Raw genomic sequence first — 16916 nt, forward strand, 5'->3', positions numbered from 1 at the left:
TTTGGAAGCGGGTGGGCTGGTGGTCGATAAACCGTGGGCCAGTATCGATGAGCAGATTAATATCCTCACTCGTCGTGGCCTATTGGATGCCGGTGATTACCGCCGCGAGTTATCTACTGTCGGCTATTACCGGCTTTCGGGATACTCCTACCCGTTGCGCCAGTCAGCTCCCGAAGGCTCACCTCGGCGGCGTTTAGATCGTTTCGTTCCCGGCACACGTATGCATCACGCGGTTGAGCTGTACGAGTTTGACGAACAGCTGCGTCTTGCTGTGTGGCGGGCGCTATGCAAGCTGGAGGTGTGCCTGCGAGTTGACGTGGGGCACGTGCTGGGTGAGATCGATCCGTTCATTCACCTCGACCTCGAACGGATTTGGCCGTCAGGCGCAATGCATCGCCGTGCAGTACTGTTTACGCAGAAGCTAGCCCAAACGCAGTCGCGCTCTACAGAAGATTTCGTCATGCATTACAACCAGACCCACGATGGGCGTTTGCCGGTGTGGGTGGCCACCGAGATCCTCGAATTCGGACAACTCGTGACCCTGTTTTCGTTGGCTCCCTTCGAACAGCGTCGTCGCATTGCTGACAAGTACTTGGCACGTGCCGACGAGTTGGAATCATGGATGCGCACCGTGAATTTCATTCGTAACGTATGCGCCCATCACGCCAGACTATGGAACAAGCGACTCGTCATCCGTCCACTGGTCAAACACCGCCGCAGCGACCAAACGCTATCGGCCGTGACACATTCTTCAGGACGTATATACACCGCGTTGGTGCTCACCGCATTCCTCTTGAGACGAGGAAATTTCACCGCTGAAATACAGGCCATCAGCGACGTCCTAGACAGTTTCCCCACCGAAATTCCTGGCGTCGATCTAACGCACATAGGTGCCAGCCCCAGCTGGAAACAAGATCCCATCTGGACAATCAACAGCTAATCCTTACGGTAATAGGCGCACTCATACCCATCCGCATCCAACGGCAAACCTTCGACCCATGCTGGGAGCGTGGACATCAGCTCGCACGCGTCAGCAACGGTGAAGCCCGAGCCCAAGGGCTCGTCGATAACGATCTCGTCGTGAACATGCATCACAATCCGATGCCCGGCTTTGGCGACTGCGTGCATGCCGGTGACGAGCAGATCACGAGCGATCGCCTGCACGATATTCTCGACAAGTTTTCCACCGTAGGTTTCGAGCTGTCCCCAACGTCTGGCTGCGGTGGTGCCGGTGTAGGTGATGGAGGTGCCGCCCCACCTGTTCTCACCCAGACGCGGCTGGACGTAGGCAAGCCGTCTACCGGAGGGCAGTTCGATGAAGAGAATCCCAGACTCAACGCTAAAGCGCAGGTTCCGCAGGCGAAGCGGCTGGCGCGACATGATCGCAGCAATCACGGCTTCTTCAACATCTGCCCAGAGTTGGACGATGTGTGGGTTAGCTTGCCGCCATGCGTCAACGATGGGTTTGAGCTCGTGTTCGGCGAGTCCCATGGTGAGTGCTCCCATGGCTTTGAGAGCGCCGACGGAGCCGCCATAACCACAGGCGAGCACCGCAATCTTCCCCTTCTGACGAAGCTCACCATTAACGCCGTGCTTCTCTACTGGGACGCCGAACATGCGGGAAGCGGTTTCGCAGTAGAGGTCTTTACCTTCACGGAAGGCGTCCAGGGTGGTTGTTTCTCCTGCGAGCCAGGCGATGACGCGCGCCTCAATCGCAGAAAAGTCCGCCACAATAAACCGGCACCCAGGGCTGGGAATGAACGCCGTGCGAATCAACTGACTCAAGGTGTCTGGTACAGATTCGTAGAGCAGCTCAAGTGCGTCGAGGTTGCCTGTTCTGACGAGCGTTCGTGCTTGGTCGAGGTCAGATAGATAGTTTCTTGGGAGGTTTTGGACTTGGACGAGGCGTCCGGCGAAGCGTCCGGTGCGTCCTGCTCCGTAGAACTGGATAAGACCGCGCGCACGGCCATCGGTTCCGGCGACGTTTCGCATAGCTTGGTATTTCTTGACGCTTTATTTTGCTAGATCGCCGCGCAGTTCGAGGACTTCTTTCACCTCGCCAGTGGCGGTATCGAGGGCGGCATCGACCTCGGCTTTCGCTAGTGATTCGAGTTCGCAGCCGCGCGATGCGAGCCATTGTTTGAGTTGGATGGGCGAGTTCGGATTCTCCAACCCAGTCAATGTCTGTGCCCGAGCGAGTGTGGCGTTGCGGTGGTGCTCGTCCACGGCAACGGCATTATCGACGAGCGTGTGGTCGAGAAGAATCCCGGCATCATTAATGCGTTGGTCAAGAGCGTAGGTGTCCCATTCGGCCTCGGGCATCGGAAAAGACGCCAGTCTGTCGTGGATGGCGAGCTCGACTTCGACGTCACGCCGGTTGTAGTCGATGAACCGTGCCCACCCGGTTGGGTCAGCTGATGGTGGATTCCTGTGTTTGCCGCCGTTCAGAACTGAGGGTGTGGCGGGTGTGCAGAACTGCTTGATCAGCTTCTTGCCTACTGTGTCTTTTTGGACGTCGAGTTTGAGGACGGTGGCTACTGCGTCGAGGCTCATCGGCAGACCGAGATAAGCCGACCAGATCATGGTGCAGCGCCACTGCCTTGGGCCAAGAAACCCATCAGCGAGAAGCTCTGGATGATGCGCTCGTAGCCAAGCGGACAGGCAGACTCGTTCGAAGGCGGCGTTATGCGCCCACTTCACGACGGATGGATCAACTAAAGCCGCCAGAACCTCGTCGGGCATTGATTGTCCGTTGGCGAGATCCACCATTTCGACTGGACCGCCGTCAATCGAATAGCCGAACAGGAGCAGCTCGAAGTCTGGGTGCTCGGCATACGGGTAAAGACCCGTCTTAGCGAGCTGGACGGGACTGAAAGATTCAATATCGCAGAAGAGTGTTCGCATGACGAGGTTCCTTTCACATAGAGGAAAAGTGGAGGGAACCAACAAGATGTGCTGATTCCCTCCACGTGTGGGGATGGTTAGTTCAGGAAATCGTCATCAGCGGCGAAGACACCGAAGTCGGTCTCAGCGGAAACTCGTCCACCGCCAAGGCTCTCGCCGTCACGGGTCTTTTGGATATTGCCCAGTGCGCAGGCGATGCCTCGGTTGCCGTTTGTGTTGAACGCATAGAAGGACAGGGATACGCGTGCGTAGCAGCCCGAGTACACTTCGGCGCGGTCGAGGATCGGGGCGACGCTCTGATCGACGATCTGCGGAGCGGTCAGGGAGTTGGCGTTGAGGAAGTAGGCACCCTTGTAGGCTTCGTCGTCACGCTCAATATCCCCATCGCGCAGCGGCAACTTGAGGGCGGCCTTGTTGGGGCGCTTGCCACCAAACTTCCCGATACCTGCTTCGATGGCTACATCCACGGCCTTCTCGATCGCCGCAATCGTGGCAGTATCGGACTTCGGGATAATTAGGGAGACGGAGTACTTCGGTTTGCCTCCCTGGATGGAGTTCGGCTCCCACACGTGTGCGTAGGACAGCCGGACTTCGCCGGTCACAATACGAGTTGTGTTAGTCGTTGACATAATCATTCTTCTTTCTACTAGTTACTTGTTTGGTTGAAAATCGGTGGCCGCACTCACCAGGTCAAGCGCTGGCCGCTTATCGGATGCAGGAACCAACGTGGGTTTTCCTGCAGGCTTGGTCACGAGGTCACCGAGGATCTCGTTGAAGGCGGGTTTACCCATGAGGCGTTCCATCGCTGTGAGGGTGATGAGCTTGCGGTCATAGATGTCCCTATAGCCAGCCGCCTCAGCCGCTGCAGCGACATCGGTTTCGGAGGTGTATTTGCGTATCGACCGTCCGGCTACGAGCTTGAACCCCTCAAAGACCACGCCCTGGTTGACGGCCTTGGAAAGGGCGTAGGCTTCCACGTCCGACGCCCAGGTTTTGAGCTGTGGAATCCGCGTGAGCACGTCGGCAATCTCGCTGTCGGACAGTTCTGCTGGTGGGACGAACTCGTGCTTTGCAAGGGCGAGGTTGGCTTCCGCTCGCGCCCGACACGTGGGTGCAATCTTGCAGAACTGACACCACGAGCCCGGACAAAACTCGCCCTCGCCAGCCGCTGCCAGCTCAGCCTTCGGCTTCACCTCTGCCTCAGCCCACGCTTCGAGGTCGGCGACGGGGATTTCCCAGGTGTCGACGTTGCCCCGGCGCGGTTGGTAGATCGTCACCGCTACGCGCTCGATGTCGTACAGGTCGCCGAAAGTGTGAAGGGCTCCGAGAGCGTAGAGCATCAACTGGGGATTACGCTCAGCCTCAACCAACACACCTTGCCCGTATTTGAGATCAATGATCTGCAAGGTGGGTTCGGCGATGATCACGCAATCCCCGGTGCCAAAACCTCCCGGAACCACATGGCTGAAATCTAGGCGTTGCTCGATCAGCACCTGCGGATCACCACAGGATTCTTGGGCGATGGAGATGCGTTCTTGGACGAACGCCACATAGTCGTCCGTGAGGATTTCCATCTCGTCATCAACCCAAGTTGAGACTGGCCGCTTCGAGCGCTGCTTCAAAGCGCGACGGAGCTTGTGCTCAGCCAGTGCATGGGCGGCGGTGCCTTGCTCGGCAGCCGCAGACGTGGATTCTGGCTCATCGGATTCGAGGCACGCTGAGGGTGTGCAGTTGAGCCACCTGTAAGCACCAGAAGCTGAGAGGAGTGCGTGATCAGACGGTGCCATCAGCAATCTCCTTCGCTCGATCCAGCAGCCAGCCGAACTTCGCCGGATCCACCGCTGAGAGCTTGTCCGCACCAGCCTCGACGATCAGCTCACGAACCTTTGCCGTGTGACCTTGCGCTGAGAGCTCGGAAAGAAAAGCACGTACTTCTTCCAACGTCACCGTCGGTTCAGGTTCAACCTCTGGCTCGTCCGCAAGTAGTTCTGGCTGGGCGTGCGTGGCTGGGATGGTTTCGAAGGGTTCCTTGATCTGCAGGGCAAGCTCCGGGCGTTCACCAGGCATTCCTGCGTGGTCTTCGAAGCTCTCCTCAACGATCTGCTGAGCCCGCGCAAGCAAATCAGCGAGCGATCGCATCGTCTGGTTTCCATCACGAATGAAGGCGTTAATTTCCGGCATCATCATTTGGATTCACCCGCCTTGAGAGCATCGGCCAGGGCCATGAGGTCGTCATCGGTGTTTTCGGTGATGTCGATCTGCTTGACCGAGTCACCGGGAACGAGAATCATGACTTTGCGTGGGGTACCAAGCAGTAGGCGCATGAGCCGTTCACGCAGCGTCACATTCTTGGTGGCGACGATTCCGGGGTTGTCAGGGATATGCCGGGCAATATGAAGCTTGAGACTATGTCGAGCCATCGGGCTTACCTTTCTTCCTCATTTGCGGGAGCAGCCCGGTTGGCTTCTCCCTTCACCCCACTGCCGACACCGCTCGAAGTGTTAAATCGGGCCTCCTCAACCGCCTGCCGGATCAGCGGTTTTACCTCTGCCACCAGCTGCGATACCCGAGCACGGGTCAACCCCATATCGCGCGCCACCTGCGCCTGATTGAGCTTGTCGGTTGCAAGCAGACGCGTCATCACCTCACGATGCTGCGAATCCAAACCAGCGATGACGTCACGCATCACCTCGAGATCACAGGCACGCTCGACACTGTCCTCGCGTTCGATGACCTGGTCTTCAGCGCTGATACCCGGTGAAGCAGGGTCAAGATCGATCTCGAGCATCTGCTCATACGAAAACGGCTTGTTATTCGGGACGCGGCATCCACGTCGAGGACCGCACCCAGCCCCACACGTACATTTCTTCTTACCCTTGCCGCGATCGGCGCGAACCGCCTGATGCGTGGCCGCTTCCTCTGCGTTCCACAACTCGTCCAGAATCTTCTGCGGCGTGCAGGGCTTAACCTGGTAGAGCGGAACACCAGTAGCGGCGGCACGTTGCTCACGGTTGGTCGCGATCATGAGAGCGAACTCGCCAGGGTCAATGTCGAAAGTGTCAGTGATGGACTCGTTCTTGTTGTTATCTGCTTCGTGCTTGAAGGTGACCTTCATCGAAGGATCTCCATTTCTCCGGGAATCCCGGTGATTTGGAGACCTGATCTGTTTGGCTCAGATCACTGGTGAGAACTACTTGGAAGACAACAAAGGCGAGCCACCCCACCCAGCCCTCAGCAAAGAGGGGTTGGGTGCGGTGACCCGCCGAGCGCTCCCAGAGCAGGTCTCACTAGTGGTTCATTTGTCTACAACCACAGCCAGCACTCGCTGTGGAGGTCGCTCATCCGCCAGATGAGCTCCCGAACAATCACGCTCAGGCTTCGGAGAACGTCAGTACCGGTGGCCACCAGCACTACCGCCTCCACCTGTTCTGGTGCGAGAAGCACTCACACCAGAGCAGGAGTGATTGCGGCTACTTGCCGCGCTTGGATGGCTTGGCCTGCGCCAACGCTGACGCAGCCACGGACTTCGAGTCCTTGCCATAACGGCCATCGGTCAGAATCTTCGATGCCTTGGACGCCACCTTCGCGGACGTCTGCTTACGGTTCCTTCCCATGTGCTTCACCTCCTTCGCTACGATCAGGGCACCCACCACCAGTTGGTGCGTGTTCGTGAGCGTTAGCGCGAGTCGGTGTGCGATAATGAGATGACAGTTGCTCGTCTCGTCGGCTCGTGTTTTGCTCACACTTCAATCAAAGTGGACGAATTTTCTAGACGACGGACGATGAAAGGGCAGGAATTTCTAGATCTTCCAGAGTTTCTTCTAGAAGATGCGTGGCGGAGGTGGATCATTGACCCTGAGCGCCTTTTGCCGCGCAATTTACAAGCCAAAAGCTCCGATAAAATCGCAGAGTAAGTTCGTACGCGCAGTTTTTGAGGCAGCAGGAAGCGCCGCAGTCTATTCCACTTCGTACTGGACGGCGCTCTTTCGCGGCGACCAAGAACTGTCCGACCCGCTACGTGATTCGATGCCAGAGCAGATCAACAAACAGTCGCTGCTGAGCTTTCTTAGTGAGCACTTAACGCCGTCCACTAGCACGAGGCACACATTGGGTGACCGCTGCCAAGAAGTCGGCAAAGACACCGGACTGCCCTCAACCCTCACTATCGAACCAGAAGCATTCATTTGGGCACTCACTGACTGGTTTGATGCGATCATCCATGACCCAGACCATTGCGATGTCCTCGAACACTGCTACCGACTTCGCCTTGAAGACCAGGAACCAGAAGAAATAAACCCCGCGCCGCAGCCGCTCTATCAAGGAGATCGCGTCGACGTGACAGAACCGCCCGCACTGCAAAAACACAAGCCAGGATTTTGGACCGAGTTCACTCACACCTGGACATTGCGCAACGTGGGCAGCATCAACTGGACCAACCGGACACTCATCTGTACGAATCCAACAGACCCGCGACTACGACCCGTCGGCACCACGCAAATCAGCATTCCTGACAGCCCACCGGCGACAGCGAAGTTCATCAAGATTTCTTGCACGTTTCGGGCGCAAGGCTATGAAGGTGCTGCCTCAAGCCACTGGGAAATGCATAACGCGGATGGCGAGAACTGCTTTCCACAAGAAGGCACGACCTTCAATGTCGATGCCACAGTTATTAACCCGGATCTTCACGCGATAAGGCAGGAACGATGAGCGAAGCTGAATTAGAAAACTGGGTCACCATGAAAGAAGCGCAAACTCACCTCGGTGTGCGCCGGGAAACCATCACGAAATGGATCGCGACGCACAATCTTCCCGCCTACAAGGTCGGCAGGGTGTGGAAGTTCAAACTCTCAGAAATCGACGAATGGGTCCGCACCGGTCAAGCCGCAGAAGAACCACATCCCAACAATACTCACGAGCCTAAGGAGGAACGCTAATGCCAGAACTGAACTGGGTCGGTAAAGACAAGGTGATCACCCACCACCTCGACGTTCCCTACCGCGTCCTCGACCGCCAATACTCATATGACGAGCACGGCCAGCACGATGCGGACAACGGCTCACAGAACATGATTATTCATGGTGACAACCTCGAAGCCCTCAAAGCGCTCCTGCCGCGCTATGAAGGAAAAGTCGACTGTATCTACATCGATCCTCCCTATAACACAGGCAACGAAGGCTGGATCTACAACGACGCCGTCAACGACCCACGAATCAAAAAATGGCTTGGCGAAGTCGTCGGCAAAGAAGGCGAAGACCTCTCCCGCCATGACAAATGGCTATGCATGATGTACCCACGGCTAAGACTTCTCCATCGCCTGCTAGCCAGAAACGGATTGATTGCTGTCTCGATAGGTGACACAGAGCTGTCCAATCTAGGCTGCATCATGGACGAAATCTTTGGCCCTGCAAACCGACTTGCTTGTGCGCCAGTGCGCTCTGAACCAAGTGGAGGGAAAGATAAAACGGCCCTGCGAACAGGACACGAATACATTTTGTTCTACACCAAGGGTGACCAATCAAGTCTTGTCAAAGAAGAGAAGACAACTGGGAAGCTTGACCTCAAGGACAGCAAGGGCCCGTATCGAAAAGGGCGTGAGTTACGAAAGTGGGGTGCAACTTCCGACCGATCAGATCGACCGACGTTGTGGTTTCCCATTACTGCACCCAATGGTGGAGAAGTATTCCCAATCAAGAATGACGGGTCTGACGGCTACTGGCGTTGGAGTCCTGCTCACGCAGGTATGTCAGAGTTATTGGACAATCCTGAGGCTGCTCACTGGGAGAAAACATCATACGACCCAGGGGTTGTTGTAGATGGAGAGACTGAGCGCTGGGTTCCATACGAGAAAATTCGTGACGTAAAAAAATCATTCGGATGGAATACGTGGCTCGATGGCTATGGAACTAACGCCGACGCGACTGCAGTAATCAAGGCAATCTTTGGAAACAAGAAATTCGACACCCCGAAACCACTATCACTAATCGAATGGATTATCGCCCTGCATGGCAACACAGACGGCATCGTCTTAGACTCATTCGCAGGCTCAGGAACGACCGCACACGCCGTGCTTAATTCAAATATGTACGACGACGCAGACAGAAAATTCATCCTCGTAGAGCTCAGCGACTACGCAGAATCAATCACGGCAGAGCGGGTCAAACGAGTGATCGACGGATACCGCACCGATAAGGATGAAGTGCCCAGAACAGGAGGGTCATTCTCTTTCTACGAGTTAGGCGCGCCACTACTTCTCGCAGGTGACTTGAACCCAGAGGTGCCTCTTGAGCGGGTTCGTGAGTATGTGTGGTTCACCGAAACTGGGCAGCCGTTCTCGAATCCGCCCAGTGCCCATCCGTATTTCTTAGGACGGCATGATGACGCGTCGTTGTTTTTCGTGTTCGAGCCGGATCGTGTGACGAGTTTGGATCGTGACTATCTGGCTTCGATCCCTCCTGAGTGCGCGGCTAGTTCGTATGTGATTTATGCCGACACGTGTTTGTTGTCTGATGAGGAGCTGCGCTCTCTGAATATCACGTTCAAGAAGATCCCTCGGGATATCACCCGTCTCTAAGGAGTGTTGGTTATGGAGTTGAAGAAGTATCAAAACCGGGTGATCGCCGATCTAGAAGATTACCTCACCCAGCTCAACGAGCAGCCTACGCTGAGCGAAGCGTTCAAGATGTTTTGGGAGTCTCGCCAGATCGAGGTTGGCACCCCGCAGATGCCGGGCTACCAGAACGTGATCGATGGCGTTCCGCACGTGTGTTACAAGGTTCCAACTGGCGGCGGAAAGACGTTCTTGGCTTGTGCGTCGGTGAAGCCGATATTTGAGGCTTTGCCGCCGACGCGGAAACAGGCTGTGGTGTGGCTGGTGCCGTCGGATTCGATTTTGACGCAGACGTTGGCTGCGTTGAAGAATCCCTCGCACCCGTATCGACAGAAGCTGAACGCTGATTTTGGTGGCCGTGTTGAGGTGTATTCGAAAGAAGAGCTGCTGGCAGGGCAGAATTTCAGCCCGTCGACCGTGGCTGAGCAGCTGTCAGTGATGGTGCTCTCGTATGATTCGTTCCGCTCACGAACAAAGGACGGACGCAAGGCATACCAAGCTAATGGGAATCTTGCTTCGTTCGCGACCGCGTTTGGTGCCCCGGAGCAGCCGATCGAGAACGCGGATGAAACTGCACTGTTCCAGGTGATTAACCAGTTGAATCCCGTCGTTATCGTGGATGAGTCGCATCACGCGACGAGCACGTTGAGCCAGGAGATGCTCACGAATTTCAACCCAGCGTTCATTCTTGATTTGACCGCAACCCCGAAGCGGCAAGCGAACGTGATCTCGTATGTGGATGCGCTCTCACTTAAGAACGAGAGCATGGTCAAACTTCCGGTCATCGCATACAACCGGGCGTCACAAAAGGATGTTGTTACGGATGCGATTGATCTTCGCCGTTCACTAGAAATCGCTGCTACACAGCAGTATGAGAATGGTGGCGCTTATATTCGCCCAATCGTGTTGTTTCAGGCTCAGCCGAAGACGAGCGAGGACGCTACCTCGTTTGAGCGGCTGCGTGACAAGCTCGTCAAGGCGGGTATTCCTGCCGAGCAGATCGCGATCAAGACCGCCGACGTAAACGAGCTTAAAGGCGTTGACCTGCTCAGCAAGGAGTGCCCGATCAGGTTCATCATCACGGTGAACGCGTTGAAGGAGGGCTGGGATTGCCCCTTCGCCTACATTCTGGCGTCGTTGGCGAACAAGACCAGCCAGGTCGATGTTGAGCAGATCCTTGGCCGTGTTCTGCGCCAACCCCACGCCAGGAAGCAGCCGAACACGTTGTTAAACATGAGCTACGTGTTGACCTCTTCAAACGATTTCGGAACCACGCTCAATCAGATCGTTGCGGGGCTCAACAGTGCCGGATTCTCCAAGCGTGACTTCCGCGCAGCCGATCAAGTCGCTTTCGACTTCACTGGCACGAGCCAGCCAAGCAAACCCGCCCCAACGTCTCCAGTCCTAGGGGAAGATATGGACGTTGAAGAGTTCCTGGAGTTCGATGAAGAACAGGTTGCAGCTGATTTAGATGCGCGAGAAGAATCCGCTAGTTCACCAGAGCCTTCGGCGGATCCGACGGTTGCTTCGATGATCGAGCAGGCGGCTCAGCAGGGTGCGGACTATGAGCAGGAGGCCGAAGAAGCCGCACAGATGGGTGAGGGCTTCGTGCCTTCAGATTTGGAGGATGCTGTGGACACGAGCTTCGTCAACCCCGAATTCGCTGACGAGATCGAAATCCTTCGCCTTCCCCAATTCGTCATCCAAGAACCCGGATCAGCATTGTTCCCGACCGCTCATGAGGGATACAACGAGCTTAAGCACGAGGCACTAGCCGGTGACTTTGACTTGGCTACGAAAGACATCGACATTGACCTGTCGACGGCAGACGAGCAGATGTACAAGATCGACGTGCGAAAGGACTCCGAGGTTCCTAAAGCCTTCCGGATGTCGAGTACCGATCAGAAATTCATGCGCGAACACTTCTCGAAACTGAGCGTCGAAGGACAAAAGCGCAACACGGCAATCGCCATCTACGATCGGATCAAACCGATCAATTCGATCACTGACTCTGACTTGCGCGCATACATTGTGCGGATGGTTGAAGCGTTTGGCACCGAGCAGCTGCTGACATTTCAAGAACACCCGCATGCGGTAGCAAGCAAGGTCAAACAGAAAATTGACGGCCTTTTGGAAGCGCACAAAATCAAGAGATTCTATGAGGATATCGAGACCCGCCGCGTTGATGTTCAACAACTCTATGCGTTCCCGAAAGCGATCCAGCCCATTCATGCCTCCTCCCTGATTGGTGGCTCCCTGTATGAGGCCGAAGACAAGATGAACGGCTTTGAGCTCGAACTCGCTGGTCGCTTCTCTGGAATGGACAACGTTCGTTGGTGGCACCGCGTCATTGAACGCAAGGGCTTTTGCCTCAACGGTCCGTTCAACCACTACCCAGATTTCGTCGTGATGACCGCTAGCGGCACCATCGTGGTTGTCGAGTCCAAGGGCGAGCATTTGAAGAACGACGATTCTAACCGCAAGATCAGGCTCGGCCGGGCGTGGGCGAACATGTCTGGCAATGACTACCGCTACTACATGGTCTTCGAAGATGGCGTCACTCCGCCTGACGGGGCGGTCACTTTGTCGGAGCTCGTGCGTATCCTCGAAAAGCTGTAGGCGGGAAGGACACCTCTTGGGAGAAGACGAGATGGCACAGGCAACGATCACGCCAACGCTGCGCGGCGACACATTCGCGTCCACGTTCACCGAAGTGGCCCATTCGAACACGTTAGGTCTTCGAAACGACGAACAGTTACGCCTGTTCCATCTGTCTATCCAAAACAACCGCTTCGACCACACAGCCCTCATCAAGTTCCTCAAACGCAACGTTGGACGCTACGTCTTCTCCCGCGCCGAATACGAAGGTTACAAACAGCGAGACGATCTCGAAGAAGTTGCTCTCGACGCGGTAAACCGGATGCGTTCACAACAAAACGGCATGGGGTTAGGTGAAATCTTGCTCTACGTCCTGCTCGAACAAATCCTCGAAGCACCCAAAGTGATGAGCAAGATCGAGCTCAACCAGGCCCGAGGCCAGATCCACAGCCGCTGTGACGCCATCCACCTACTCACACCAGACGGTCAGCGAACCACCAGCAGCATCGTGTTTGGAACCTCCAGCGTGATCGGCAACATTGGGGATGCCATCACTGCAGCATTAGACCGCGTTGTAGATATAGAACAGAATCGCTCAGACGAGGTTCAGCTCGCCGAGCAAACTGTGTTCACCAAGACTCTCGAGCCAGCAACAGCAAACTACGTCAAAGATCTGCTAATCCCGAAGCCGGGTGGGGCACCCGTGTTCGATACCGCTTATTCGATGTTTCTGGGCTATGACATCGGTCTCGATCCGAAGAACTACAGCAACCAGCAGTATCGGGCTGCGCTCGATCAGAAAATGCAGGGCGATATCGCAGCGCACGCCCAAATCATCGCCGACGAGATCAACACCCGAAACTTGGATAATTACTCGTTCTACATCTATGTTTTGCCTCTCAACGAAGTAGACGTCGATGCGTGCGCGATCATGGATGGGCTCGTGGACGGGCCAGGTGGTAGCCATGTCTGACAAGCAAGTAACCGTCGGCGATCTCGTATTTTCTGACATCGACTCCAACGAATTCCTCAAACAGCTGTACGCCAACCTGCTCTACAATTACGGCTTACATCGGTTGGGGTTGGTGGATCGTCACCCATACGACGTGGATTTTGAAGCCGCCCTGCGGTTCGCAGACCTGCTGTCGAAATCAACCCACCCCACCAATCGTGACCGGCACAGGGTGTGGGCGCAAGAAATCGCGCTCCTGTGCCACATTCTCTACCCACAAGACGCGCGAACGAAAGCATACGTTTCTGCAATCTTCACCACGCTAGGTAACTACCCAGGCCTGAAGCAGTTGGGCGTGACTTCCGATGCGGGCATCCTTGACGCCGCATTCAACGCCTACCAAGCCGAATACCTCACCGTGCCCGGTGACAAATCGATGAAGTTTTTCGCGCCGCAAAAGAAGATCTACGACCGCCTGAACGACGGCAAGTTTTCCTTCTCGGCCCCAACATCCTTGGGTAAGTCCTTCATCATGCGCACCTTCATCACCAACCAGATCAAATCCGGGGTGAAGGCCAACTTTGCGATCATCGTGCCGTCAAAAGCGCTGATTAACGAGACGCGCTCGAAACTGATCGCTGACCTTGGCGAAGACCTTGAACGCCGCAACTACCGAATCGTCAGTGCCGCCGGTGACATCGTGCTCGAAGGCGATCACAACTTCATTTTCGTACTCACCCCAGAACGCCTGCTTTACCTTCTGATCGGCAAACCTGCGATCGAGTTCGAGTACGTCTTTTTCGACGAATCGCACAAGCTTTCAGGCAAGAACAGTCGCGCCCCGTTCTACTACCAAACCGTGACAATCCTTCAACACCGCCACAGGCCACCACACTTCGTCTTCGCTTCACCCAACATTCCCAACCCAGAGGTATTCCTGAGACTGGTTGATCCAAACTCTGACGAGAATGAAACCAACGCGGTCGCAACCCAGTATTCGCCAGTCACGCAGTTCAAATACCTCGTCAACCTGCACGAGAACACCATTTCCAGCTACAACGACCACACCCAAGAATTCACGCACCTAGCCTCGCTCCAAGCTCAGGACACTACTACACAGGGCGTAACCCGATTTGTTAGTGAATCATCACGAGGTTCAGATCATCGTGGGCAAACCATCGTGTTTCATTCTGCCCGGCATCACGCAGTGCAAGCGGCGCGTGACTACGCTCAGAGTTTGGCAGACCTCAACGATAAAGACTTGGACGATCTCGCAAAAGACATCGAACGCGACGTCCACGAGGACTACTACCTTAGCGGTCTTATCCGTAGAGGCGTCAGCTACCACATCGGCTACCTTCCACCAGCGATCCGTGAACGCATCGAAGGCCTGTTCCGCGAAGGCAAAATCTCGACACTATTTTGTACCAGCACGCTTCTAGAAGGAGTCAACCTGCCCGCCGACAATCTTGTCATCACAACCAACAAAATCGGCAGAGCAGGAATGACAGCAGTCGATTTCAAGAACCTGATCGGCCGAGTCGGGCGTATCGAGTTCAACCTCTACGGCAACGTATTCATCATCGTGGGCGACCAACTTGCATCCGAGCAAAAGGCCAAGGAACTCCTACAAGCGAACGTTCCTGCACAGAAGCTATCCGTGCAAACCGACTCACAAATCATCAGCAAGAAAATGAAGCAAGGAGTCGTCAAGGATCTACAGGAAGGTCGCATCGAATTCTCCAAAGGGAATGAGAGCTATGAGCGTTATGATATGAAACGCAAATTCGGTCTCATGCTCTTGCGCGACATCACTACCGGACGTCAAAGCCTGGTGCGTGAAGAATTCTCTGACTATCTTGACGAACAGGCTACCAACAGCATTATTGCTACTTTCTCGCGACGCGAAGGCCAACAAGATGACGATATCAATGTCTCCATTGACCAGGCAGAAGCGCTGACGCACGCAATCCAAGCTGGACTCCAGTATCCACAACTTTCTCCAAACGGAAAGTTCAGTTACGACGAGACCCTCGCGTTTCTTCAGCGGCTTGCCTCAATCTTCAAATGGCGAATTTACAATCCCGAGACGTTAGGGAGAACACCCAAAGGAAGCGACCAGCTCGCTATGCTGTCCTGGTACACCGTCCTCCTGTTGCAGTGGATGGAGGGACACGGTTTGCGTTCCATCATGAATCGTGCAATCGAGCATCACCGGAAAACTGGAATTGTGTGGATCAATCGGCAACCGAATCGCTACCTAGATTCGAAAGAACACCGAAACCTTGTTTTTAGTGACACGCTTGAAGCTATTGAGCAAGTAATCCTTTTTGAGCTATCGAATTACTTTCTTAAATTCTCCAACGAATACAAGAAGGTCCACGGAAAAGAGCAGTTCGACAACGACTGGTACGAATACGTCGAGTACGGCACAACGAAACAGGAAACCATCCTTCTCCAACGACTCGGATTCACCCGCGAAAGCGCCACTTACATTCGAATCAACGTCTCAAATGCAATCTTCCTTCACGAAGGAAAACCCCACCTGAACCCGATTCTCCTCGAAAGCTCGAACATCAACGTCCGCAAAGAAGCCAACGAAATCAGATACAACGTACCAGAAGCCTTCTCGATGCCTCTAACACCCTCGTCTGATACCCGCTAACGCAAGCACTCGCGCAGACCCCCTTAGGTCGAAACGCGCACCTGCCACGCGGACGTCATGGCGACGAGCGTCGGATCGCCGAACCTCCAGCGAAGTAGCGAGCAGCCCCAGAAACAACAAAACCCCTGCCCAACAGGGGTTCAAGGGGTCAAGCGGCTTTTATCATTTTCGACGTCTTAATATCCAAGAGAGGGGAAACGCAAAGAAAGCTTGCTTTCGGTTGTGTTTATCCCGAACGCGGAAGGGGTTTTATCGGCGAGTTCGCTGGCCCGGCCGGTATGGAAATGGGTACATATCAACACGGCCGCCCCGTTCACCCCGTTTGAGCCAAGATCCGCAAATGGAAGAAACTAGCTGTCTGCTAGTAGATTGCCATGCCGACCTAGAGCTGGGATTTCGCGAGTGTTTTTAAAATAAATCCCCGCCCAAGCACCAAGAATGTAATTGGGGCCAACACACTAGAGACAAGAATGGAAGGGGTTCCATACCAACGCTCGGATTTGCGAGTCGTGCAGCAATCTTTTTTGTAATACGATAATTGTATGGTGGAAACCATTAAGGGTGTACCTGTTACGGAAGATCAAATTCGTGCGTGGGCAGCTGAAGCTGAAGCTGGTTACGATGTTGATGCCCTGGTCAAGCGAGGACGCGGACGTCCTGGGCGAGGCGCAGCCCCTAGTCAGGTTGTCGCTGTCCGCTTCACGCCAGAGGAGATCAAGGCTATCGATGCTCGCGCTAGAAAGCGGAATGTGACCCGCTCTGAATTAATTCGAGAAGCTGTCTTAGCATGACAATTTCCCTCCACGGCTCAGCCAGAAAACATGCGTTACAACTAGTCTCTGTCTGATGAAGATATCCTGCATGCCGCCAGCTGGCCGCAGTGGGTGGAACCGCTGGACGAAGAAAATCCCCAACGAGAATTGCGGCTTGGATTTGCTACCGATGGACGCTTGCTTGAAACCGTTGTTTTGATTTTCGATAGCGGCAACGAACTCGTCATCCACGCTATGAAAGCAGGACCTCATTATGCGCGTCTACTAGGGTGACCCGTCGGTGCCGCATGAGAGTCAATTACCTATAGGAAAGACCAACCCACCATTCAGAAGGGCGCGCGTGTTCACGCAGCGGTTATCAAATCCGACGTCCTGGTCTCAACACGGTTGCCCCGTTTACCGCGTTTCGATCCAAGA

General features: G+C 54.9%; 14 protein-coding genes and 1 pseudogene. 8 read left to right on the forward strand and 7 right to left on the reverse strand.

Features of this window, described 5'->3' with window-relative positions:
- The first annotated feature begins 19 nt into the window (after positions 1-19).
- Positions 20-940, forward strand: coding sequence for an Abi family protein (locus tag G437_RS0100480; protein ID WP_233188477.1), 921 nt, complete (start codon positions 20-22; stop codon positions 938-940).
- Here G437_RS0100480 and G437_RS10375 read toward each other — a convergent pair.
- The 7 genes and pseudogenes from G437_RS10375 to G437_RS11465 all read right to left on the reverse strand — a co-directional run bounded on the left by G437_RS10375 (position 937) and on the right by G437_RS11465 (position 6518).
- Positions 937-2904: pseudogene (locus G437_RS10375) on the reverse strand (DNA polymerase). The gene G437_RS0100480 and the pseudogene G437_RS10375 overlap by 4 nt on opposite strands.
- 77 nt (positions 2905-2981) lie before the next feature.
- Positions 2982-3539: a DUF2815 family protein gene (locus tag G437_RS0100490; protein ID WP_081638866.1), complete on the reverse strand. Its 558-nt coding sequence runs from the start codon at positions 3537-3539 to the stop codon at positions 2982-2984.
- A gap of 15 nt (positions 3540-3554) precedes the next feature.
- A complete protein-coding gene (locus tag G437_RS0100495; RefSeq protein ID WP_024330643.1) occupies positions 3555-4691 on the reverse strand; it encodes a DUF2800 domain-containing protein in 1137 nt (378 codons plus the stop codon).
- Entirely contained in the window at positions 4678-5043 is a 366-nt protein-coding gene (locus tag G437_RS0100500) for a hypothetical protein (RefSeq protein ID WP_231782329.1), read from the reverse strand. Before G437_RS0100500 ends, G437_RS0100495 begins: the two co-directional genes overlap by 14 nt.
- 44 nt (positions 5044-5087) lie before the next feature.
- Complete coding sequence (locus G437_RS0100505; protein ID WP_024330645.1) at positions 5088-5324, reverse strand: hypothetical protein; 237 nt, start codon at positions 5322-5324, stop codon at positions 5088-5090.
- 5 nt (positions 5325-5329) lie between these two features.
- On the reverse strand, positions 5330-6019 hold the full coding sequence (locus G437_RS0100510; protein WP_024330646.1) for a sigma factor-like helix-turn-helix DNA-binding protein: 690 nt from the start codon (positions 6017-6019) through the stop codon (positions 5330-5332).
- Between the two features lie 355 nt (positions 6020-6374).
- Positions 6375-6518 (reverse strand): hypothetical protein, encoded by a 144-nt coding sequence (locus G437_RS11465; RefSeq protein WP_167561060.1) that lies wholly within the window; start codon positions 6516-6518, stop codon positions 6375-6377.
- A 235-nt stretch (positions 6519-6753) separates the two neighbouring features.
- Here G437_RS11465 and G437_RS0100520 point away from each other — a divergent pair, with 235 nt between their 5' ends.
- The 7 genes from G437_RS0100520 to G437_RS0100550 all read left to right on the forward strand — a co-directional run bounded on the left by G437_RS0100520 (position 6754) and on the right by G437_RS0100550 (position 16517).
- Positions 6754-7611: an NBR1-Ig-like domain-containing protein gene (locus G437_RS0100520; RefSeq protein WP_024330647.1), complete on the forward strand. Its 858-nt coding sequence runs from the start codon at positions 6754-6756 to the stop codon at positions 7609-7611.
- Positions 7608-7838, forward strand: coding sequence for a helix-turn-helix domain-containing protein (locus G437_RS0100525; RefSeq protein ID WP_024330648.1), 231 nt, complete (start codon positions 7608-7610; stop codon positions 7836-7838). Before G437_RS0100520 ends, G437_RS0100525 begins: the two co-directional genes overlap by 4 nt.
- A complete protein-coding gene (locus G437_RS0100530) occupies positions 7838-9475 on the forward strand; it encodes a site-specific DNA-methyltransferase (protein WP_024330649.1) in 1638 nt (545 codons plus the stop codon). The genes G437_RS0100525 and G437_RS0100530 overlap by 1 nt, the downstream gene beginning before the upstream one ends.
- Before the next feature lie 12 nt (positions 9476-9487).
- Positions 9488-12130, forward strand: a complete 2643-nt coding sequence (locus G437_RS0100535; protein ID WP_024330650.1) for a DEAD/DEAH box helicase family protein — start codon at positions 9488-9490, stop codon at positions 12128-12130.
- Between the two features lie 16 nt (positions 12131-12146).
- On the forward strand, positions 12147-13082 hold the full coding sequence (locus tag G437_RS0100540) for a HamA C-terminal domain-containing protein (RefSeq protein ID WP_231782328.1): 936 nt from the start codon (positions 12147-12149) through the stop codon (positions 13080-13082).
- Positions 13075-15726: a DEAD/DEAH box helicase gene (locus tag G437_RS0100545; protein ID WP_231782327.1), complete on the forward strand. Its 2652-nt coding sequence runs from the start codon at positions 13075-13077 to the stop codon at positions 15724-15726. The genes G437_RS0100540 and G437_RS0100545 overlap by 8 nt, the downstream gene beginning before the upstream one ends.
- A gap of 542 nt (positions 15727-16268) precedes the next feature.
- The gene (locus G437_RS0100550; protein WP_081638867.1) at positions 16269-16517 is read left to right on the forward strand and encodes a ribbon-helix-helix domain-containing protein; all 249 of its coding nucleotides are present in this window, start codon (positions 16269-16271) and stop codon (positions 16515-16517) included.
- Positions 16518-16916: the final 399 nt, after the last annotated feature.

It is taken from the genome of Winkia neuii subsp. neuii DSM 8576 (assembly GCF_000420405.1).
GTDB lineage: Bacteria > Actinomycetota > Actinomycetes > Actinomycetales > Actinomycetaceae > Winkia > Winkia neuii.